Annotated in this window: 18 protein-coding genes; 13 read left to right on the top strand and 5 right to left on the bottom strand. The window is 36.7% G+C overall.

Annotated elements, in window-relative coordinates; translation table 11 throughout:
• Nucleotides 1–107 precede the first annotated feature (107 nt).
• The 7 genes from GVN22_RS13085 (at nt 108) to GVN22_RS13115 (ending at nt 8,957) form a co-directional block, all read left to right on the top strand.
• Nucleotides 108–1,658: an FMN-binding glutamate synthase family protein gene (locus tag GVN22_RS13085; protein ID WP_166551476.1), complete on the top strand. Its 1,551-nt coding sequence runs from the start codon at nt 108–110 to the stop codon at nt 1,656–1,658.
• A gap of 214 nt (nt 1,659–1,872) precedes the next feature.
• Nucleotides 1,873–2,469 carry a Crp/Fnr family transcriptional regulator gene (locus tag GVN22_RS13090; RefSeq protein ID WP_166551477.1) on the top strand — a complete coding sequence of 199 codons (597 nt, stop codon included), beginning with the start codon at nt 1,873–1,875 and terminating at the stop codon, nt 2,467–2,469.
• 153 nt (nt 2,470–2,622) lie between these two features.
• Entirely contained in the window at nt 2,623–3,147 is a 525-nt protein-coding gene (locus GVN22_RS13095; protein WP_166551478.1) for an NADPH-dependent FMN reductase, read from the top strand.
• A 61-nt stretch (nt 3,148–3,208) separates the two neighbouring features.
• Nucleotides 3,209–4,006, top strand: coding sequence for a hypothetical protein (locus tag GVN22_RS13100; protein ID WP_166551479.1), 798 nt, complete (start codon nt 3,209–3,211; stop codon nt 4,004–4,006).
• Between the two features lie 59 nt (nt 4,007–4,065).
• Nucleotides 4,066–5,997 carry a ribosomal protection-like ABC-F family protein gene (gene abc-f / locus GVN22_RS13105; protein ID WP_166551480.1) on the top strand — a complete coding sequence of 644 codons (1,932 nt, stop codon included), beginning with the start codon at nt 4,066–4,068 and terminating at the stop codon, nt 5,995–5,997.
• Nucleotides 5,998–6,233: 236 nt separating this feature from the next.
• Nucleotides 6,234–7,547 (top strand): DUF5103 domain-containing protein, encoded by a 1,314-nt coding sequence (locus GVN22_RS13110; RefSeq protein WP_166551481.1) that lies wholly within the window; start codon nt 6,234–6,236, stop codon nt 7,545–7,547.
• Nucleotides 7,548–7,619: 72 nt separating this feature from the next.
• The gene (locus GVN22_RS13115) at nt 7,620–8,957 is read left to right on the top strand and encodes an OmpA family protein (RefSeq protein ID WP_166551482.1); all 1,338 of its coding nucleotides are present in this window, start codon (nt 7,620–7,622) and stop codon (nt 8,955–8,957) included.
• Between the two features lie 162 nt (nt 8,958–9,119).
• On the opposite strand, the gene ychF is transcribed toward GVN22_RS13115, so the two are convergent.
• The gene (gene ychF / locus GVN22_RS13120) at nt 9,120–10,226 is read right to left on the bottom strand and encodes a redox-regulated ATPase YchF (protein ID WP_166551483.1); all 1,107 of its coding nucleotides are present in this window, start codon (nt 10,224–10,226) and stop codon (nt 9,120–9,122) included.
• A 266-nt stretch (nt 10,227–10,492) separates the two neighbouring features.
• The gene (locus GVN22_RS13125; RefSeq protein ID WP_095163185.1) at nt 10,493–10,810 is read right to left on the bottom strand and encodes a DUF3276 family protein; all 318 of its coding nucleotides are present in this window, start codon (nt 10,808–10,810) and stop codon (nt 10,493–10,495) included.
• Nucleotides 10,811–11,058: 248 nt separating this feature from the next.
• Here GVN22_RS13125 and GVN22_RS13130 point away from each other — a divergent pair, with 248 nt between their 5' ends.
• From GVN22_RS13130 to GVN22_RS13140, 3 genes are all read left to right on the top strand, one after another.
• Complete coding sequence (locus GVN22_RS13130) at nt 11,059–11,664, top strand: septal ring lytic transglycosylase RlpA family protein (protein ID WP_166551484.1); 606 nt, start codon at nt 11,059–11,061, stop codon at nt 11,662–11,664.
• Nucleotides 11,665–12,001: 337 nt separating this feature from the next.
• Nucleotides 12,002–12,901: a DUF58 domain-containing protein gene (locus tag GVN22_RS13135; protein WP_166551485.1), complete on the top strand. Its 900-nt coding sequence runs from the start codon at nt 12,002–12,004 to the stop codon at nt 12,899–12,901.
• Between the two features lie 72 nt (nt 12,902–12,973).
• On the top strand, nt 12,974–13,120 hold the full coding sequence (locus tag GVN22_RS13140; RefSeq protein ID WP_166551486.1) for a hypothetical protein: 147 nt from the start codon (nt 12,974–12,976) through the stop codon (nt 13,118–13,120).
• Between the two features lie 195 nt (nt 13,121–13,315).
• On the opposite strand, the gene GVN22_RS13145 is transcribed toward GVN22_RS13140, so the two are convergent.
• Nucleotides 13,316–14,680: a TlpA family protein disulfide reductase gene (locus GVN22_RS13145; protein ID WP_166551487.1), complete on the bottom strand. Its 1,365-nt coding sequence runs from the start codon at nt 14,678–14,680 to the stop codon at nt 13,316–13,318.
• Between the two features lie 94 nt (nt 14,681–14,774).
• Nucleotides 14,775–16,220 carry a DUF4369 domain-containing protein gene (locus GVN22_RS13150; protein WP_166551488.1) on the bottom strand — a complete coding sequence of 482 codons (1,446 nt, stop codon included), beginning with the start codon at nt 16,218–16,220 and terminating at the stop codon, nt 14,775–14,777.
• 372 nt (nt 16,221–16,592) lie between these two features.
• On the opposite strand from GVN22_RS13150, the gene GVN22_RS13155 reads away from it, so the two are divergent.
• Nucleotides 16,593–17,369: a YdcF family protein gene (locus GVN22_RS13155; RefSeq protein WP_166551489.1), complete on the top strand. Its 777-nt coding sequence runs from the start codon at nt 16,593–16,595 to the stop codon at nt 17,367–17,369.
• 184 nt (nt 17,370–17,553) lie between these two features.
• On the opposite strand, the gene pfkA is transcribed toward GVN22_RS13155, so the two are convergent.
• Nucleotides 17,554–18,525: a 6-phosphofructokinase gene (gene pfkA / locus GVN22_RS13160; protein ID WP_166551490.1), complete on the bottom strand. Its 972-nt coding sequence runs from the start codon at nt 18,523–18,525 to the stop codon at nt 17,554–17,556.
• Nucleotides 18,526–19,227: 702 nt separating this feature from the next.
• Here pfkA and GVN22_RS13165 point away from each other — a divergent pair.
• Both GVN22_RS13165 and GVN22_RS13170 read left to right on the top strand, forming a co-directional pair.
• Nucleotides 19,228–20,781 (top strand): DUF5723 family protein, encoded by a 1,554-nt coding sequence (locus GVN22_RS13165; RefSeq protein WP_166551491.1) that lies wholly within the window; start codon nt 19,228–19,230, stop codon nt 20,779–20,781.
• Nucleotides 20,782–20,836: 55 nt separating this feature from the next.
• Nucleotides 20,837–21,547, top strand: coding sequence for a phytanoyl-CoA dioxygenase family protein (locus GVN22_RS13170; protein WP_166551492.1), 711 nt, complete (start codon nt 20,837–20,839; stop codon nt 21,545–21,547).
• The last annotated feature ends 19 nt before the right edge of the window (nt 21,548–21,566 follow it).

Below are 21,566 nucleotides of genomic sequence, written 5' to 3' on the forward strand. Positions count from 1 at the left end.
AAAACGAGCTTAGAATACACCAATGGGCTTAATAAATCACACATATTTGAGTAGTTTAGAGTCTTAATTCTTTTTAACCTAAAGCAACAATAATTCCAATCAACTTTATGGATTTCATTCAAAATTTACACTGGAGCGTCTGGATTGTGATACCAATTGTAGGACTGGCAATCCGTGATATTCTACAGAAAAGGCATACTATCCAGCACAATTTTCCTGTAATTGGGCATATCCGTTACATGCTCGAAAAAATTGGCCCTGAATTGCGCCAATATATCGTTGCTAACAACCGTGAAGAATTGCCTTTTAATCGAGGTGAAAGAGCCTGGGTATATGCATCTTCCAAAAAAGAGAATAACCTACAAGGTTTTGGCTCAGACCAAGACTTCAACTCGGTAGGATATATCTTTATCAAACATGCCATGTTAGGGCTAAAGCTCCCAAAAGACCACCCTAACTTACAAGACCCAAGCGCGGTGCCTTGTGCCAAAACTATTGGGGAATACCACAATCGTAAACGTCCTTACAAGCCTTATTCAATTGTGAATATTTCGGGGATGAGTTATGGTTCGCTCTCGGCAAAAGCTATCGAATCCTTGAATAAAGGGGCTATCAAGTTTGGTTGCTATCACAATACAGGCGAAGGCTCGCTGTCGCCCTATCATAAATTTGGGGCAGATGTCATAGTCAATATTGGTACGGCCTATTTTGGTGTGCGTGATGATGAAGGGAATTTCTCAATGGAAAAACTCATCAAAATGACACAAGATAACCCTTTTATCCGTGCTTTAGAACTCAAGCTTTCACAGGGCGCAAAACCTGGTAAAGGCGGTGTTTTACCCGCTTCAAAAATCACCCAAGAAATTGCAGACATCCGTCACATCCCGATGGGAAAAGATGTTATTTCGCCAGCCTATCACTCTGCCTTTTCTACCATACCTGAAATGGTAGAATTTATCGAGAAAATGGCACACAATACAGGGTTACCAGTCGGTATCAAATCTGCGGTAGGTAAAGTAGAAATGTGGGAAGAATTAGCACAATATATGGTTAAGACAGGTAAAGGTCCTGACTTTATCACCATCGACGGTGGCGAAGGCGGTACTGGTGCAGCGCCACACGCCTTTGCAGACCACGTTTCGCTGCCATTTACGTTTGCGTTCAGCAAAATTTATAAGATTTTCCAACGCTATGGATTGGCAGACAAGGTGGTATTTATTGGTTCTGGAAAATTAGGTTTTCCAGAAAAAGCCATGATGGCATTTGCTATGGGCTGTGACTTGATCAATGTTGGTCGTGAGGCTATGATGTCGATTGGCTGTATTCAAGCACAAGTTTGTCATACCAACCGTTGCCCAACGGGCATTGCCACTTCTAGCAAATGGTTGCAGGGAGGTATCGACCCTGCTTTAAAAAGTGAGCGTCTTTACAATTACATCAAAACGCTTAACAAAGAAATGCTCGAAATTGCCCACGCTTGTGGTTATGAGCATCCTTCACAAATGACCATGAAAGACGTGGATATGGCCATGGGTGACAATAACAAAACTCAGTCATTAGCTACAACCTTCGGATACGACAAAACTACAGTACCATTCAAAGGTGTTTCTGACTTATTAAAATCGCCATATCTCGGCGGAAACAAAGCTACAAAATAAGCATTTTCACGCAGTTGGGGTCTTCCTCCCAACTGCGTCCTTCACTCATCACCTCCTATACTTCCTTATCACAAAAAAATTGAATTTTTTGACATTTTTTACGTATTTTACACTTTCATTGAGTTTTTTCATCACTGGGAAAATTCAATCCTTTCTGATACCTTAACAACTTAGTAACACACGCTTTGTATTTATAACCAGTAAATAAAAATTTATGTACACCCACATTAGAAAAGTAGTTTCACAATTCGTTTCGGACTTTACGAAGGAGGAGTTAGATTTAATTGAAAAGAATTTTTATCCAAAGAAACTAGGCAAGAATGAACATCTATTACAAATTGGAGAAGTGGCAAAGGAGGTGTTTTTCATTAATAAGGGTATCATGAGAAACTATGTTCCAGTTGTAAACAAGGGACAAATCACAAATTATTTTGCAGAGGAAAGTATGTTTAACACTTCGGCGGTGAGTTTTTTTACACAACAACCCTCATACGAAGCTGTTCAAGCAATTGAACCCTGCGAAGGTCTTGCTATTCAATTTGAAGATTTACAAAAGTTGTATGACCGTTTTCACAATTGGGAACGATTGGGTCGGTTATTTTTACAAGCCATTCTGATACAGCAAGATTTACGTTTGCGATGGTTTATCGAGAAATCCGCTAATGAAAGGTATGAAGCTTTTTTGCAAACTTACCCTCATTTGATGCAACGTATTCCACAATATCACATTGCATCTTATCTGGGTATCACCCCAGAATCGCTAAGTAGATTGCGTTCAAGAAGTCAAAAAATTTCGACAGATAAAATATGATAAAATTCTTCCGAAATTGACACGCCCTTCTACACTTAAACGGTTTTTGACCGCACTCTTCTTGTAAAGGTGCGGTCTATTTTTTTTAGATTGAACTAAAAACTTTCGCAGCGAATTAAAAGAACATAGACCTAAGATAAAACGCTATAAGCCTTGAAAAAAATCGTTGCTATTGTTGGCAGTGCCAGCGCCAACTCCTCTAATTTGAGTATTGTTAAGTATCTTGAATCTTTATGTTCATCCGAAATTGAATTTGAGATTTTTGAAGACTTAAAACACTATCCTCACTTCAGCCCTGAGCTCTCTGTTGAAAATACACCTTCGGAGATAGTCAAGTTTCGAGAATCTATTATGCATTCAGATGGAGTGATTATTTGTACGCCCGAATACGTTTTTTCGATTCCGAGTGGTTTAAAAAATCTCTTAGAGTGGTCGGTGTCTACGGTTATTTTTTCAGATAAACCTGTTGGCTTAATTACGGCCTCCGCCAATGGTGCTAAAGGGCACAAAGAGCTACAATTAATTTTAAGTACATTAGGAGCATCACTTCATGAAAACACGCAGCTGCTGATTCAGGGAGTAAAAGGGAAAATAACGCCAGAAGGTGACATTACGCATCAGGAGACGAAGAGATTATTGGAGGAGTTTTATGGGTGTTTCTCTAGTAGTCTCAAATAACGAATAAACAATCAATGACCATCTATTCAAATAAAACCTTTTATTAAAATAATAATTACCTATGAAAAATATCTACAAATTAATAGTACTCGCCATTGTAAATTCCTCATGCTCTTCATCGAACCAAAATATAGAACCAGAATTCACATACCCAATGGGAGTTGGTTCAAAATGGGTATATAGTTTCAAAACTGTCATATTGGAGGATGAAGGCAATCTTTATCCCAAAAATGTGATAGATACCACTACTAGAACTATTAAAATTGAAAAGGATAGTGTCATCAACGATACTCTTACCGTGAAGGTTTTCTCAATCAAACGAAATATCCCTAACCTAAGCTCGTATGACCAAGAGCTAAAATATATTGATAAACAAGGTGTTAGGGGGTATGCTACTAATGCTATTATGATTCCTCAACAAAGCAATACACCTAAAAAGAAAGATTTTATGAATACTTTTCTTGATAAAAATATTAATCTTACTCAAGGAATAAATGGGTTAGAAACGCCTCCAACCTTAGAATATAAACTACCCTATAAAGTTGGAAATACGTGGGCGTATAGGGATGGTACAGATGCCTCAGGCTACTATATTACCAAAACAATCGTGGAAAAGGAAACGGTAACGATAAAGGGTAAAGCGTTTGACTGCTTTAAAATTGAATGGAAATACGTAAGACAAATTGGAGAGATCGATATCATAGTCAGAGAGTGGCTTTCTGAGATTGGACTGGTAAAAACCGAAATCGAACAGTCATTTATTTACAAAAAAGGTTTCACTAATCCCAACGACCCTATCGTATTAGCCAAGGAGCATTTTATCACCACTACTTTGCTAGAAAGTTATTCCATAAAATAGCTTTCTATACCATCAACCACCAGCACCTTCTTTTCCACAATTTCCACTATCTTTGTGATATGTTATCTATTAATAATTTATCATTCTATTTCGGGAGTCGCCCGATGTATTATGAAGCCAACTTACACATCAAACCCAAAGACAAAATCGGTTTGATTGGGGCTAACGGAACAGGGAAATCAACTCTTTTGCGGCTTATCTCAGGCGAATATCAGCCAGATGGTGGAAATATTTCAAAATCAGGCAATTGCACTATCGGGTTTTTGAATCAAGACTTACTTTCTTATCAATCCGACGAATCTATCCTTTCGGTAGCCATGCAGGCTTTCGAACGTCAGAATTTCCTGCAAAAAGAAATCGACCGTATCCTGCACAAAATGGAAACGAATTACGAGGATACTGATGTCGATAAATTAGCTAGAGTACAAGACGAATTTGATGCCTTGGGTGGATACACCATGCAGTCTGAAGCCGAAGCGATTCTGGAAGGTTTAGGGTTTACCACTGCCGATTTAAGTCAACCGCTTCGTACCTTCTCTGGGGGGTGGCGTATGCGTGTGATGCTTGCCAAATTACTCTTGCAACGACCTTCGTTATTGATGCTCGATGAACCTACCAACCACCTTGACTTACCATCGATTGAGTGGGTAGAAAACTATATCAATAATTATGAAGGAGCTATCATCGTAGTATCTCACGACCGATATTTCTTGGATAATACCGTGAATACGATTGTGGAAGTAACTGGTTCTAAATTGATACAATATTCTGGAAACTATACATTTTATGTGGAAGAAAAAGCCATGAGAAATGAAATCCAGAAAGGTGCTTATGAAAACCAGCAAGCTATGATTCGTCAGACAGAGCGTTTTATTGAGCGTTTCAAGTCTAAAGCTACCAAAGCTCGTCAGGTACAATCACGTGTGAAATCATTAGCTCGTTTGGATGTAATTGATGATGTGATTGATGAAGCGGCAAAAGTGAATTTCAAATTCAACTTTGGCACCCAGCCTGGTCGCTTTATCATGAATCTGGAAGATGTAAGTAAAGCTTACGGTCCCAAACGTATTTTGAGTGGTGCCAATGCGGTAATCGAACGTGGTGATAAAATTGCCTTAATTGGGGCAAACGGAAAAGGTAAATCAACCGTTTTACGAATCATTGCAGGTACCGAGAACCTCGATGGCGAACGCAAGCTCGGACATAATGTGATTGACTCCTTTTTTGCACAGCACCAACTTGAAAGTTTGGATGTCAATAATACACTGTTGGATGAACTCAAAATGGCAGGAACTGCCAAGCTAGAAACAGAATTAAGAAGTGTTTTAGGCTGTTTCTTGTTCACTGGCGAGGATGTTTTCAAGCGTATTAAGGTACTTTCCGGAGGAGAAAAATCACGAGTAGCTTTGGCAAAAGTGCTAATTTCAGAAGCCAACTTTTTACTACTTGATGAACCTACAAACCACCTCGACATGATGTCGGTGAATATCCTGATTCAGGCATTACAACAATATGAAGGTAGTTATGTGGTAGTTTCTCACGACCGTTTCTTTGTTTCCGAAATTGCTAATAAAATCTGGTATATCGAGGATGAACAAATCAAGGAATATCCTGGAACTTACGATGAATACGAAATCTGGCAAGCCGAGCGACAAGCCAATGCCGCACCTGCTCCAGTAGAGAAAAAAGCAGAAGCACCTAAGGTCGAAGCGAAAACTCAGGTAAGTGATTTTGCGAAAAAGGAAGCTCAAAAACAAATCAAAAAGCTGAATCAAAAAGTAAGCGATTTGGAAGACAAAATTTCGAAATTAGAAGAAAAGAAAACTGATTTAGAACATCAATTGGGTGACCCTGCAATTTATAACGATAGTGCAGCGTTAGCCAAAGCAAATGCCTCATATCAAGAAGTTCAACAAAATTTAGCACAAGCCAATCAGGATTGGGAATCTGCCATGATTGAACTAGAAGAGGTAGAAGCTAGCATAAACTAAGGAATGATTGAGAGATTGGGTAAATTGATTCGAAACAGTCGCTCAATCATAGGCAGAACTGCATCAAGGATTTTAAGAATCATCTATTTGGGATATTAGATATTGGATTTCGGAAGTGTAACTTACTGTATTTTGTAAAAAACATTGGTATTTCATTTCCGAAATCAGAAATCCTCAATCCGAAATTGCTTAATAATTCACGTACGCTACTAAATTTACCAATACTCCGTTGATCTATGTCCAATATAATCTTATCTGCAAAGCCTGTTTTTAGTAAAATTTTACTGAAAACAGGCTTATTACTTTTAATAAGCTTTGCGGTATTTGCCCAAAAAGGTAAAACTTTGATTTATGACAATCAGATTTATGAGCCTTATATCAAGACCCCACTCCTCTACCCTTTCGATGGTACGAATAACGTACAGGCAACCTTGAATCCTCCAGTGATTGGTCTAAATAATAATCAAAATCTTAAACTAGAATTTGATTGTTTGAACCCTGCTGTCCAAAATTTTCGCGTAAAAATCTTTCATTGCAATGCCGACTGGCAGCCTTCGAGCCTCAACGAAATAGAATATCTTTCTGAATACAATGATATTCCGATTTATGATTACTATAATTCTTTTGCTACCAAAATCCAATATAATCACTTTAGTCTGATATTGCCGAAAGTGCGTGTTTCGGGCAATTTTATCGTGGTCGTTTACAAAAATCGTAATGAAAAAGATATAGTTCTATCCAGAAGATTTCAAGTATACGACAGTCGTGTAAGCGTAGGTGGAAAAATCGTTTTCTCAAACGTTCCAGACAAACGACGTACACATCAGCAGATCAACTTTGCTATTAATTATTCAGGCTACGAAATTCTTGATCCAAAGAATGACTTAAAAATAATTATTCGTCAAAACTTTCGAGACAATAAAACCCTCAAAAACCTTCAGCCTTTTATGGTTGATAATTTTAATAGAAAACTTGATTATCAGTTTTTTGATGGCGAAAATAGTATTGAAGGCATTAACGAATTTCGCCTATTTGATATTCGAAGCTCACAACAAAAATTGGTCGGCATTTCACATATTTTCTATGGAGATAAAGAAAATGTCTTTGAACTTTTTACTGATAAACCTCAAAATGGCTTGGCTTACGTGGATACAAAAGACTTTGACGGAATGTTTGTGATTGATAATTACGAAACCAACAAAGGCGCCACCGAAGCAGACTATGTGAGGGTTAGTTTTCAGTTAAAAACTGATTCATTAATCAATAAAAAAGTATATATTTTGGGTGCTTACAACGATTGGAAGCTCAATGAAACCAATCAAATGCATTATGTTCCCGAAAGTAGCGCTTACGAATCTTTTATTCAGCTCAAACAAGGTATTTATAATTTTCAGTATATTACTGTAGACAATAAGGGAATTATAAACGAAGGTGATATTGAAGGTAGTCATTCACAAACTGAAAACTCGTATGAAATCTTTGTATATCACCAATCTATAGGTGGACGAGCAGATAGTTTGGTAGGTTATTCGCTCATCAAATCAAGGTAGAATTGTAACAACCAAAGGCACAAAACCCATTATTTATTAAGTCCAAATTCACTCAATAATTATATCCGTCTTATGAAAAAATTTCTCATTATTTTAGGATTTGTTCCATTATTCCAAAGCTGTGTAAGTATGCAACCAAGCGGAGGATATGGAGGTACAGATAGCGGAAATAGTGGTGGCAATCAATATCCGACTCAAACACCAACACCTCAAAGGTCAAATACGAGTATCAGAATCAATAATGTTCGTCTGACCAATCAATATACCATTTTAGACATGAGTTTCAGAAACTCAGACCCAACTACGCGCGACCCACAAACAGGTCGTGTGAGTACAGTCCCTATTGCGATTAGTGCTGAGTCACGATTGCTAGCTTCTAATGGTAGATCATTTCGATTTATCAAATCTGAGGGTATTACAATTGCTCCTCAAATGACACAGGTTTCGGCACAGCAAGAAGTAAATTTTAGTGTTTATTACGAAAGATTAAATCCAGGGATTGAGATTTTCGACTTATTTGAGTGCGAAGATAGCAATGGGACGGAATGTTGGAACTCCTACAATATTCGTGTGAGTAATCCTGCGACTTCACAGAATTATCCGCAACAACCCAACAATACCCAAACCTATCCAAATAATACACCAACGTATCCGAACAACTCGCCAAGTTATCCTTCCAATACGCCTTCGATTCCAGCACCAAGTGGCTCAAACGGTACCCCTACCAAAAAGCCAAAATCTGGAAAAGTAGGTGAAGTGGATAACAGTACCAAACCAACTGAAACAAATACCATTTTGGTAATGGGAATTGTACGTGATGCCAAAAGCAAAAAAGCAGTGAGTGCAACTATTAATTTTGTACAAACCAATAACAATAAAAAAGTCGACTCTACCCAAAGTTTTGTGAGCACAGGGATTTATCGCTCTAATCTGGCAGCAAATCAATCTTTTGTGATTACTGCTTATGCTAGAGGTTATGCCACCTTTACTGAAACAATCGATTTGAGTAAGTTGGCTGTTAATGGCAAATTAAACAAAGATATTTACCTAAACCCACTGGCTGTAGGTGACAAAATCACGTTGCAGAATATCAATTTTGAACTATCAAAATCCGATTTACTACCAGCCTCTTTTGTAGAACTCGACAAGGTAGTAACCATGATGAAGGATTTTCCACAAATGGAAATCAGACTCGAAGGGCATACAGATGTAGTAGGTGACCCAGATGCCAATCAGGAGCTTTCGGAAGAAAGAGTAGAATCTTGTAAGAATTATTTAGTCAAAAAAGGAATAGCACCAGCTCGTATCCAAACGATTGGTTATGGTAGTTCAAAACCCATCATCAAAAGTGGAACAGAAGAACAACGCAAAGTAAACAGACGTGTGGAGATGAGTGTATTGAAGATGTAAATCTGAATAAGGATATTATCAATAAAAAAGGACAGCCCGTATAGGCTGTCCTTTTTTATTGGTCAATATTTTATACTCAGTAGCAGGAACTAATATCTCTGTAACAATTGCCCTCTAATTTTGAGTACTCAAATAACTGATATACTAATAACTTTCTATTATCTACACATTGAAGCGGAAGTGCATAATATCACCGTCAGCAACTACATATTCTTTGCCTTCTACGTTCATTTTACCTGCTTCTTTACAAGCTGCTTCAGTTTTATATTGCTGATAATCAGACAATTTAATTACTTCCGCACGAATAAAGCCACGTTCAAAATCAGTGTGGATAACACCTGCTGCTGCTGGTGCTTTCCATCCTTTTTGGATAGTCCATGCACGAACTTCTTTCACACCTGCAGTGAAATAAGTAATCAAGTTTAATAAGGCATAAGACGCACGAATCAACTGAGAAAGACCTGACTCTTTCAAGCCATATTCTTCCAAAAACATTTGACGTTCATCCAAATCTTCAATTTCTGAGATTTGAGACTCAACCGAAGCACAAATTACAATTACTTGAGCATTTTCGTCAGCAACTGCTGCTTTCAACTCTTCCACGTATTCGTTTGTACCAGATTGAATCGAAGTCTCATCAACGTTTGCTACATAAATAACTGGTTTATCAGTCAATAAGAACAAATCACCAATAGCTTCTTCTTTCAAATCAGCATCTAAGTCTTGTACTGTTCTTGCAGACTTACCCATTTCCAAAGTTGATTTGTATTGGCTCAACGCTCCTACAATCTGTCTTGCTTTGGCATCACCAGCTTTGGCTGCACGTTCAAACTTTTGTAATTTTTTATCTACTGACTCAAGATCTTTCAATTGAAGCTCAAGGTCAATAATTTCTTTGTCAGAAACTGGGCTAACACGACCTTCTACGTGTACGATATTGTCATCATTGAAACAACGTACTACGTGAATGATAGCATCAACCTCACGGATATTTGCCAAAAATTTGTTACCCAAACCAGCACCTTGAGAAGCACCTTTCACCAAACCTGCAATATCTACAAACTCGATTACAGTTGGCAACACACGTTGTGGATTTACCAATTGTTCGAGTACTTGAAGACGTTCATCTGGAACAGTCACAACACCTACGTTGGGCTCGATGGTACAGAAAGGATAGTTGGCCGCTTCGGCTTTATTAGAAGAAATTGCACTAAACAAAGTAGATTTTCCGACGTTCGGCAAACCTACGATACCGCATTTTAAACCCATTGAAGTTTTGTTATTGATAGGGCCAAGCGAAATAATTCACCTTGGCGTTTTAAATTCTTTGATTTTGGAGGTGCAAAGTTACATGAATATTCCTGTAACAACAAAAAGCCTCTGAAAAATCAGAGGCTAAGTCTTTTTAGAGAGCATACTAAGTAGAAAAGGTCAATAGTGTAGCAAGTACAGCGTCTTACATAGAGCTGCTCTCTTACGATTCATCATAGCTTGGGTACACTAGAATAAATTTGACCTAGCATTCAATTTTCTGCCTACTCCCACTTTAGTTCACTACCAAAACCTTCGTCTTCTTCACGGTTGAACTGTGAAAAATCTACATCTGGCAACAGTTCATGCTTCACATGATCTACAGCTTCTCTTAAACCTTCCAAAAACTTATCGAAGTCCTCTTTGTACAAGAACATCTTGTGTTTTTCGTAAGCAAAGCCATCATCTTTTTGGTAGCGACGACTTTCAGTGATGGTAATGTAATAGTCGTTTGAGCGAGTTGATTTCACATCGAAGAAATACGTCCTTTTCCCCGCTCTAATGCGTTTTGAAAACAATTCTTCTCTTTCTCTTTCTTCCACTGTACTATTAAAATTTAGGGTTTATGGATTGGTAAAAGTAAAAATTTTATTGATTCTAACAAAAAAATCGAATAAAATAAAATTTGCATTTTGGACTTTTAAACTAAATATTTACCAATAAAAATATAACAAAACCAATAAATATTTTTATTTTGATTCCAAAAAGCATAGATTTGTAATTAGTGCCTTTTTCTAGTAATAACTAACTCTTTCGCACACATTCATCAAGTATATACTAATCACTTACAATGAAGAAACAACACTTTGGAATTCTCAAGATTTCGTTGATTCTATCAGTAGCCTCCACTGCAAGTGCACAAAAATTAGGCGACGAATCGTATGGAATTGCCTCTTTTTATGCTAATAATTTTTATAACAAACCGACATCCACTGGTGAGATTTTGAAAGAAAATCAATATACAGCGGCCCACATGACCCTACCCTTTGGTACCATGTTGGAGGTGACTAATCTTGCCAACAAACGCTTTGTAATTGTGCGCATCAACGACCGTGGGCCTTACAAACCTGGTCGTATTATTGACCTCACTGAGAATCCTGCTAAGTGGCTCAAAATGAGAAAGGACGGTTTGACCAATGTACGATTAAAAGTTGTAGGGTTTGATGGAGATATTATGCTAGAATCTTATGACTCTTTGCGCGTAGTAGCCACCCCTAAGTTGGAATCTAAATACTATCAAAAACCTATTCTTCAACATACAAAATACTACCGTTTGCGAAAAAATTGGCACAAACGTAAATATCCTCATCTCAAAAAGAGACGCTTAAAAGTAAACTCTTATCTACGAAAATTAGCTAGAAATAGAAAAGCTGAACAAAAAAGTAAGTCAAAATAATACACGCTTAATTAAGCGTATTTCAGTCATATAGCACACTCTTTTAGACAATTTTAGTACTATTTTGTACGTTTAGCACTTGGCATAAAAGCGATATACAGGGGACAAATCTTGTATCGTCTGATGTGTTTTTTGTCGGATAGAAATTGTAAAATTTAAAGATAATGATTTTTATCTTTATTAAACTTTTTTTAGAATTCAAGCTCTTGGGGGTATTTCTTACAATTTGTCTTTTTTTAATATGCTCAATTAGACTTTTCTCACAAATGACAAGCCATGCCAAGAAAGTTTGTAAATTGGCATAATATTGGACTACTGCCTCCTATACAACAGAATTATGGATTTAGCAAAAATCAGAGAATACGGAAATATTGAGTTCTTAGCCAAACAAATGGTTGAGGGGTTTATCACAGGTCTACATAAGTCTCCATTTCATGGCTTTTCGGTAGAATTTGCAGAACATCGATTATACAACACTGGTGAAAGTACACGTCATATAGACTGGAAAGTTTATGCCAAAACTGACCGTATTTATACTAAGCGCTATGAAGAGGAAACAAATTTACGTTGCCATTTGCTAATAGACACTTCATCCTCTATGTACTATCCTGCGCCCGGTTATGGTAAAATTACTTTTTCCATTATGGCTGCTGGTGCGTTGGCATATATGCTGCAAAAACAAAAAGATGCTGTTAGTTTAACGACCTTTTCTGATAAAGTAGAAATTCAAACTCCTATAAAATCAACGCCAACGCATATCCACAAGATACTTTTGGATTTACAGGAGTTGATGCAAAAACCTGACGCCTCCAAAAGCACAGGAGTCGCATCTGTGATTCATGAAATTGCAGAGAAAATACATCGTCGTTCTTTGGTGATTTTGTTTAGTGATATGTTCGACAATATTACCGAGTCAGAAAAGCTATTTTCGGCACTACAACACCTCAAGCACAATATGCATGAGGTATTAATTTTTCATGTTACCGACAAAAAGACTGAGTCGGATTTTGCTTTCGAAGATCGCCCTTATGAATTTATTGATTTAGAAACAAATGAAAAGATCAAGCTTAATCCTGCACAAGTGAAAGACGATTATCAGAAAACATTACAAAGCTTTTATCATGACTTGAAGCTCAGATGTGGACAATACAAAATTGATTTTATTGAAGCTGATATAGCACAAGGTTTCGAACAAATCCTTTCAGCTTATTTGGTTAAACGAGCCAAAATGAGATAGCTCAACCATAAACAATACGGTATTTTACTATAATGTTTATTTCCATTTGTATATTCACAAAACTCAATGATTATGAGGAAACAAACATTTACAAAAGCTAAAAAACAAAACTGGAAACCACTAAAAAGTGTAACGCCAGTTCAAATTTCTGCTAAAAATATAGAAGGGGTGAAGGTAATGGCTGCCAATACTGACTCTAAAAAATTAGTCATTGCCTAACAAAATATCTAATCTACCCTAATGTGTATTAATACAAAATAAAAATGCATTCATACACATACATTAGGCTGTAAGCCGTAAGCATTAGGCAAAAAAGGTTTACTTATTTCGTGAGAAATACTTTTTGACTTTTAGCCTAATGCATAAAGCCTAAAGCTTAATGCGGGTAAAATTATTTTAATTTTGCCCACTAACTTACTTCCCTAAATACCTCACTACAATTTGTTCCATATCCTCAATCGCCAAATTTCCCTTGCCTACCACCCTTTTCTCTTTATCCAAAATATATATTGTTGGAGTATATTGAGCATCAAACTCTTGGAAAAAATTGACATTTCCTGTTTGGTCAATCACATTTACAAAATCTTGCGTTTGATAATGTTTGATAAATTCACCCCAAGTATCCAAATCATTGCCAAAAATTGGCGCAAAAACTAGTAACCCTTTGTCGGCATATCTTCTGTGTAATTGTACTAATTGAGGAGTGAAGTTTTTACAATGCCCGCAATCTGCTGCATAAATATATAATATCGTACAATCCGCATTTTGAGCATGTAAAGTCTGTTCTTTTCCTGCTAAATCTGTCAACTTCACATCTGGTATTTTACTTCCAATCAAGAGCTTTTCTAGATAAAATACTCTTTCCTTTACTAGTTTAATAGTGTTTTCATCCCATAGTTGCGGTTCCTGCAGATAATACTTTTTCATCATGTAGACAAAAACTGCATCATGCCCCATAGTTTTGCTTGTCTCGAAAAAACCTGTTGTTTTAGTAATCAAATACTTTCGCATAGCCGTATTCCGTCCTGCTTTTTCAACAATTTTACGAGATAAACTTATCAGAGAATCAATAGGTAAATACGTGAGAGGCTCGAAATAGCTTGCTACATTTTGATGAATATAGGGTGTGCGAATCATTCGGTCATCGGTCAAGTCAAAATTGTCGAAAAAATGATTGACAAAAAACTTATTAGACCAAAGCGGGTCTTCTTGTCCATTGGATAACTTTGGGGCTGGTGGTAAATCCATTGGCATAGTTGCTTTGATTAGCTTTGAGGCAAATGTACCCGCAAATGCCGTAACAAACTTTTTACGATATTGCTCTAATTCGTATTGGATTGCATACTTTTTATTTATCGAAACCGAATCTGTTTTAGCTTCTAACAGGGCTATTTTAGCACCCTCTCTCACTATTTTCTGTTGATAGCTGTAAAACAGGTCATTTTCTCTTGAGCCTGTAAACTTAATCGAATTCACCAAGTCTTTGGCGTCTGCTTCAAACGAAAACTGCTGCTCCACAACCAGAATATCAATACTTTTCCAACCTCCAATCATCAAATTATAGAGCCCTGGCTCTAAGTTCTGTTTTGCTTGAAATACGACTACTCCATTAGCATTCACTTTCGCAGAATCTTGAACATAGTTTACATCTTCGTAATAGTACGTCAAATAGCAAACAGAATCGCGAAGGTTTTTAAATTTTGCCTCAATACGATATTGAGCAAAAAGCTGGCTAGATAAACAAACGAATGAAATGGTTAGTAGGTAAAAATATTTCATATAACTAGTGATAAGTATGGTTGAAAAGGTGGTGCTAGTACTACAGCATCCAAAAATAACAAATGGCACAGCTTGGTAGGCTGTGCCATTCGAATTATTTTTTAATATTTTGTTTTTTATGAAAATCTATAAAATCTTCAATTTGTTCAAGTGGTAGTCGCTTGGCTATAATTTTTTTGTCTTTGTCCAGCACATAAATCACTGGAGTAGCGTACACATCAAAAAGATTTTTAAAATCGGTATAGTATTCTTCCTTGCCTGTCTGAGGATTTTTATGAATATCTACTCCATTGATCATTGGTTCAAATTTAAACTCCTTGATGAACTTCTTCCATTTAGGAGCACTACGATCAATAGATGCTGCTAATACTCTGATATTTTTCTGTTTGAGAGCAGGATACATTTTGGCCAATTTTGGTGCAGATTCTCTGCAATGGCTACATTCTGGGTCATAAATAAATACCACAGTATAATCAGCAGGAATACGACGAATATCAATTTCTCTTCCGAGGGTATCTGTCAAATACATATCAGGGAAAGGCTTCCCATTTAATAATGGTTTTAATATGGTAATTCTCTCCTTCATTTTGCGTACCGTACTGGTATCCCAAAGTGCTGGTTCGCCGATATAGTATTTTTCAGCCATGTGGACAAAGGCACCATCTACACCCAAAATTTTAGGGTTTTCATACGAGCTAGTGATTTTATAAATCGTGTAGCGACGAATATCTCTTCCTTTTACCTTAGCTAAGATTTTATCTGCTTCAAGCGAAATTGAATCAGCATGTTGAACCGTCAAATCTTCAAAATACCTTTCTAATTTCTTTTGATAAAATGGTGTTCTCATCAAACGTTCATCACCTAAATCGAAATTATCCCAAAAATGCGATTTGTAATAAGAGAACTGAAACTGATACATGGCGGCAGAGTCTGCTTTTGTAACAATAGGTTTGCCATAAGCTGGCACTTCTGGTTCTTGAGCAGCTTTAATCAATTTTACGACAAAAGAACCCTTGTTTTGCTCCAACCAAGTTTTTTGAAAGGTCTCAATATCGGCTTGTTGCTTTTTGAATGCAGCTTCAGATACAGCATCTTTCTTTTGGCGACGCATAGCGTCTAATTGTTTGAGTTTTTCAAACTTTGAAGACATTTCTTGTTGAAAGCCAAAAAATAATTCATTTTCTTTCGAGCCAGTTACTTTCATCTTTCCAATCAGGTTGGTTGTATCTGTTTCAAAAGAAAAATTGGTATTACCAATCACCACGTCCAAGTATTTGCCTTTGGGTAAAGCAATCAAATACAAACCTTCTGGTAATTCTTTCGTGCCTTTAAACTGAAATTGTCCGTAACTATCTACTTTTGCCGTATCTTTTATTACTTGTTGATTATACCCAAAATAGTGCGCAAGAAATACCGTGGTATCTTTAAGTCCTGCAATTTTTCCTTTTATTGAAAAACTGCTTGGTGTTTGTGCAAAGCTTTGCGTACCAAACACTAACACAAGAAGGAATAGAAAAATTTGTTTAGAATAATGCTTCATTGTATGTAATTAAGGTTGAAACAACAATTTATGTAAGTTAAGATTGAGTGTCGGGTCTAATGTGAATTTTAATTTAAATCCTGTTTACCAAACTCTCGTACAGTAATATAGAATTATGACTTGTGAGCTATCGTTCTATTACTAGGTTCTGGACTTTAGTCCTTATCATTATGGTGAAAATCTAGTCAAATGCTTTTTATGGAATATATTACCATCTTAAAAGGTATTTTTATAATATGACAAAAGCAACTAATCATTCTTTCTATTTCGCATTTGAATTTACAAATTTATCTAAACTTCCTTTCCGATGGCTAGGATATACATCAAATACTTTCAAATTTATCTGTAAGACACTTTTATCCCTATCAAACGATGTTTTTTGTCCTCTCCAAACTCTTATTTTATATATTCATGCCTATCAGTTTGATAACGATAACGCTTGTCTGGGGCATTGTCACTAAATCTTTAAAGCTTAAGAAGCTACTACTTTTGACAAGCTTGGGAATTATCCTCATTTTGGGAAACAGTACGCTCGTCAATTGGGGGTATCATTTATGGGAAACACCTCCTCCAGCTAGTCCATTCGCACAACGATATGATGTTGGAATTATTATTTCAGGCGGTATGATGATGAATCGAACAAGTACCAAAGAGCAGATTTTTACAGGAAAAACGGCCGATAGGTTTCTTCAACCTTTAAGAATGTATAAAAAAGGGCTTTTGAAAAAGATTATTATTTCGGGCGGAGATGTCAGTATTAATCCATTAAGCGATGAACATGATTCTGAGACCGCTAAAACACAACAAATCTTAATTGAATTAGGGGTAAAACCTGAAGATATTTTACTGGAAACAAAAGCGCGTAATACACGAGAAAACGCCCTTAACTGCGCACAAATTCTGCGTTCTTTTCCAGAACTCAAAACAAGTGTATTATTCACCTCTGCCTTTCATGGACGAAGAGCAATTGGTTGTTTCCGAAAAGCAGGCTTAAACACCACTCTATTCAGTTGTGCTGTGCGTGCTGTAGACATAGGATATACACCCGACACACTTATCATACCAAGTGAACAAGCCTTAGCAGAGGCTTATCAGTTAATCCATGAAATAATAGGGTTCTGTGTTTATAAGGCAATGGGGTATTGCTAAAAGAGAGGGTAAAAGTAATGCTGATCACTATCAACTTTTGAGTGAAAAGTATATAGTGAAAAACTCACTACCACTCTTCACCCGAAAAATTTTATTTTACAGAAAATCCGTAAAACTTTATTTCAGTATTGCTTGGCTAGAGCTTTGGCACAATGCCATGAGCTCTAGTTTTTGATTTAGAATCTTATCGAAGAATCGATGCCATTCTCAACAAATCACTATTGATTAATTTTTTCTTGGTAATAGTGTCGTGAAAAGGTGTGTAAATCAACTCATCATTTACGATACCAGCCATTACATTTTTCTGTCCATTCAACAACCCTTCTAACGCACCAAGACCCAAACGGCTTGATAAAATACGGTCATAGGCAGTTGGGCTTCCGCCACGTTGAATGTGACCTAAATTGGTTACGCGAATATCAACAGGCACATCGATGGTTGCCTTGATTTTGTCTGCAACCTCAGCCGCATGACCTTCTTCGTCACCCTCTGCTACAATTACAATAGAAGAAGACTTCTTTCTATCAAAACCAGCTTTCAAAACAGATACCACATCGTCGATAGTTTGTCTTTCTTCAGGAATCAAGATAGACTCAGCACCACCAGAGATACCAGACTGCATCGCAATATAACCAGAGTCACGACCCATTACTTCGATAAAGAAGATACGATCATGTGAGTCGGCTGTATCACGGATTTTATCAATAGCGTCCAAAGCTGTATTTACAGCAGTATCAAAACCGATTGTATAATCGGTACCATACAAATCGTTATCGATAGTTCCTGGCGCACCAACAGTCGGAATTTGGAATTCGTTGAAGAAAATCTCAGCTCCAGTAAAAGTACCGTTACCACCAATAGCAATCAAACCGTCGATACCATGTGCTTTTAGCTGATCATAGCCTTTTTTACGACCTTCGGGAGTCATAAACTCTTTTGAACGAGCTGATTTCAATATTGTACCACCACGTTGTACGATATTACTTACTGATTGAGAATTAAGAGGAATGATATCACCTTTGATCATTCCGTTGTAGCCTCGGATAATTCCGAACATCTCTAGGCCATAATGTAAACCTCCACGTACAACAGCTCTAATACAAGCGTTCATGCCTGGAGCATCACCCCCAGAGGTAAATACTGCGACTCTTTTCATATAGACAATTTATTATTTTTAGTCGGTTAAGCTAAATCCCAAATATTATTTGCTTTTTATGCAAATCACTGCAAATTTATTGCTTAAAAATGACGTTTCGAATCATTTTCGCAAAAAAATAGCGCAAACAGTTGCAAAAGCTCTAATTATATTATTTTTCCAATTTTTTGTATAATTTTTTCACTCCAAAAATAATACGCTTAGAAATATCCAAGACCTCACTTAAAATTATACAACAATTTTACGAGTATTTTTTGACTCTAAAAAAAATCTCTTCATTTATCCCAAATCATTATTCGATTTGTACAAGACTTCTTACATTTAGAAATTCTTCGAATTTTCGCTTAAGTTTTGGGTAGAAAATGAAAGATTTTACATACCTAAGTACCAATATTTAATCGTTTAATCAAAACGTTCTTGCAAAGTAACGGACTAATTAACGAATTTTGTCTTGAATTGGGGGTTAGAATAAAATTAAATTATCAAAAAGAAATGAAAATGCTTTATAAAATCGCCGTACAATAATGAATCCATATTTGGAGTTTAATAAACAGTTCAGCAGCATTAAAGCTCTTTCGAAAATATTAAACCAACCTTATTAAATTTGCACCCACAACTAAGTATTATATTTTTATACTCCTCACACCTACCCGTTACCCATACATAATCAAACAATAAAACAACTCATAGGCTTTATAATACATGTTTAAAAGAATAATTACCCTTCTAAGTATTTGCTTCTTGCCAATTATCTCACAAGCGCAGCAATGGTTGGGTATTGCTAATAGTAACTATGCAGGCACAAATGCAATCTATGTGAATCCAGCTAATGTTACAGATTCTCGATATAAATTTTATTTGAATATCGCAGCAAACGATGCTTTTGCCACCAATAGCTATTTTGGGTGGAATGCTCCGTATTCATATTTATCGCTATTTACTAATAGCGTTTCTAACACCTATCGTAATGCCAAAGGTGTGATTGTCTATAAAGATGAATACTTGAGTCCCAATTCCAGTCGCTCATTTGAGTCGGTGTACGCACTCACCGACACCCGTGGACCTTCGGCACTTTATACTATCAATGACACTCGTTCGGTGGCATTGACAACACGTGTGCGAGCAGGTATGAGCGCCACCAATGTAGATAGTGATTTTGCACAGGCCATGTATTATGGCATTGACAACATCCAACCAAGTATCACAGCTTACGACCTCAAAAACATGATGGTGAATCTTAATAGCTATGCAGAAGTTGGAATTACCTATGGACAAACGTTAGTCGACAATGATGAAGAATATATCAAAGTTGGTATTACGGCCAAGAGACTAGCAGGAATGTATGCGGCTTATGCCCTTATCAATGAAGCCAATTATCAAATTATTCCTGACTTCAGCAATCCAGCTAATAATATGCTATTAATCAATTCTCTAAAGCTTCAATACGGTTATACCGATGAAGATGCCCTAAAAAGTGCTAATCCATCATTAGGTTGGTTATTGGGAGGTAATTCCGCTGGTGGTGGTTGGGGTTTAGACCTCGGATTTGTGTATGAATATCGTCCAGATATCAACAAATATACCTACCGAGAAAAAGGAAAGCGAAAACTTGATGCAAGCAAAAACAAGTATAAATACAAATTGGGCGTATCCCTCAATGATATTGGTTATCTCAATTACAATAATCAATTCTACGCCAACAGTTGGGATTTAGCGATAAACAATACTGCTTTTACTCGAGATGATTTTAGAGGTTCTCGCGGATTTGATGCCTTGTTTAACCAGATCAATAACAAATTAGGAGCTGGTCCAGGCAATAATGAGCAACAATTTATGACCATTTTGCCAGCTACCTTACAAGTAACAGCAGATTATCAAGTAAAACCTCACGTATATGTGGCGGGGTATTGGGTGCAGAATCTCACAAATAGTAAAACCAGAGGTCTGCGCACACCATCTTTGCTAAGTGTGACGCCACGATATGAACGAAAATGGATAGAAGTAAGCATGCCATTGGTGTTATTTGACAATTATACCAAATTTGGTTTTGGTCTAGCAACAAGATTAGGCCCCGTATTTGTAGGCACTGATAATCTCGGTTCTTTGTTAAATTTAGGAAAACCTAAAGGATTTGATGCTTACTTTGGTGTAAATTTACCCATATTCAATGCAGGACCAACATTACCTAATTCATGCTGGTATGAAGACGAAGGTAAAAAGTCATTTTTACAAAAATTGATGTTTTGGAAGAGGTAGACAATATATTCATTAGAAAACCAAGTCCTATTTTGTAGTAAAACTACGTATGATTATGGCAACTGATACTTTCAATCAACAGGGCTTTGATTTTATTCCTCCTTTATATTCAGAGGATGAAATTCTCGAAATTGTAAATACTATTGAGGTCAATACAAAAGATAAAGCCAATTTTAGAAGGACAAATAACCTATTTGCTATTCGTAGATTTTTGTTAGAAGTACCTGAAATTCTCCCATTGGTGTTTACTCAAAAACTCAAATCTATTCTTACAGAGTTACTTGGAGAAAATTATTTTCTTGTCAAAAGTATCTATTTCGACAAGCCTGTCGATTCAAATTGGTATGTTGCCTATCATCAAGATTTGACTATTTCTGTCAATCAAAAAATAGATACCGAAGGTTTCGGACCATGGACGGTCAAACCCGATAACTATGCCGTACAACCGCCCTTAGCTATCTTAGAGCAAATGGTGACGTTGAGAATTCATTTGGATGATACTTCTGCCGAAAATGGTGCTTTATACATAATTCCAGAGTCACACAATAAGGGTATCTTAAGACCAGAGTTAATTGATTGGAGTAATACCACTGAAAAGGTTTGTCCTGTAGAAAAAGGCGGCATTATGCTCATGAAACCTTTACTACTCCATAGCTCCAAGCGAACCACCAATCTCCAACCAAGAAAAGTCATACATTTGGAATTTGCCAATGCTGAATTACCCAATGGTCTGGAATGGGCTGAAAGATGGAATTGGAAGGCATAAAAAGGTGTTAGTTTTCACT

The sequence above is a fragment of the Cellulophaga sp. BC115SP genome (assembly GCF_009905545.1).
GTDB lineage: Bacteria > Bacteroidota > Bacteroidia > Cytophagales > Spirosomataceae > Flectobacillus > Flectobacillus rivi.

Bases quoted from the DNA above. Each gene is read 5' to 3' on its own strand.
- GVN22_RS13085 (WP_166551476.1), top strand. From the start codon at position 108: ATGGATTTCATTCAAAATTTACACTGGAGCGTCTGGATTGTGATACCA.
- GVN22_RS13090 (WP_166551477.1), top strand. From the start codon at position 1,873: ATGTACACCCACATTAGAAAAGTAGTTTCACAATTCGTTTCGGACTTT.
- GVN22_RS13100 (WP_166551479.1), top strand. From the start codon at position 3,209: ATGAAAAATATCTACAAATTAATAGTACTCGCCATTGTAAATTCCTCA.
- abc-f (WP_166551480.1), top strand. From the start codon at position 4,066: ATGTTATCTATTAATAATTTATCATTCTATTTCGGGAGTCGCCCGATG.
- GVN22_RS13110 (WP_166551481.1), top strand. From the start codon at position 6,234: ATGTCCAATATAATCTTATCTGCAAAGCCTGTTTTTAGTAAAATTTTA.
- GVN22_RS13115 (WP_166551482.1), top strand. From the start codon at position 7,620: ATGAAAAAATTTCTCATTATTTTAGGATTTGTTCCATTATTCCAAAGC.
- ychF (WP_166551483.1), bottom strand. From the start codon at position 10,226: ATGGGTTTAAAATGCGGTATCGTAGGTTTGCCGAACGTCGGAAAATCT.
- GVN22_RS13130 (WP_166551484.1), top strand. From the start codon at position 11,059: ATGAAGAAACAACACTTTGGAATTCTCAAGATTTCGTTGATTCTATCA.
- GVN22_RS13135 (WP_166551485.1), top strand. From the start codon at position 12,002: ATGGATTTAGCAAAAATCAGAGAATACGGAAATATTGAGTTCTTAGCC.
- GVN22_RS13140 (WP_166551486.1), top strand. From the start codon at position 12,974: ATGAGGAAACAAACATTTACAAAAGCTAAAAAACAAAACTGGAAACCA.
- GVN22_RS13145 (WP_166551487.1), bottom strand. From the start codon at position 14,680: ATGAAATATTTTTACCTACTAACCATTTCATTCGTTTGTTTATCTAGC.
- GVN22_RS13150 (WP_166551488.1), bottom strand. From the start codon at position 16,220: ATGAAGCATTATTCTAAACAAATTTTTCTATTCCTTCTTGTGTTAGTG.
- GVN22_RS13155 (WP_166551489.1), top strand. From the start codon at position 16,593: ATGTTTTTTGTCCTCTCCAAACTCTTATTTTATATATTCATGCCTATC.
- pfkA (WP_166551490.1), bottom strand. From the start codon at position 18,525: ATGAAAAGAGTCGCAGTATTTACCTCTGGGGGTGATGCTCCAGGCATG.
- GVN22_RS13165 (WP_166551491.1), top strand. From the start codon at position 19,228: ATGTTTAAAAGAATAATTACCCTTCTAAGTATTTGCTTCTTGCCAATT.
- GVN22_RS13170 (WP_166551492.1), top strand. From the start codon at position 20,837: ATGGCAACTGATACTTTCAATCAACAGGGCTTTGATTTTATTCCTCCT.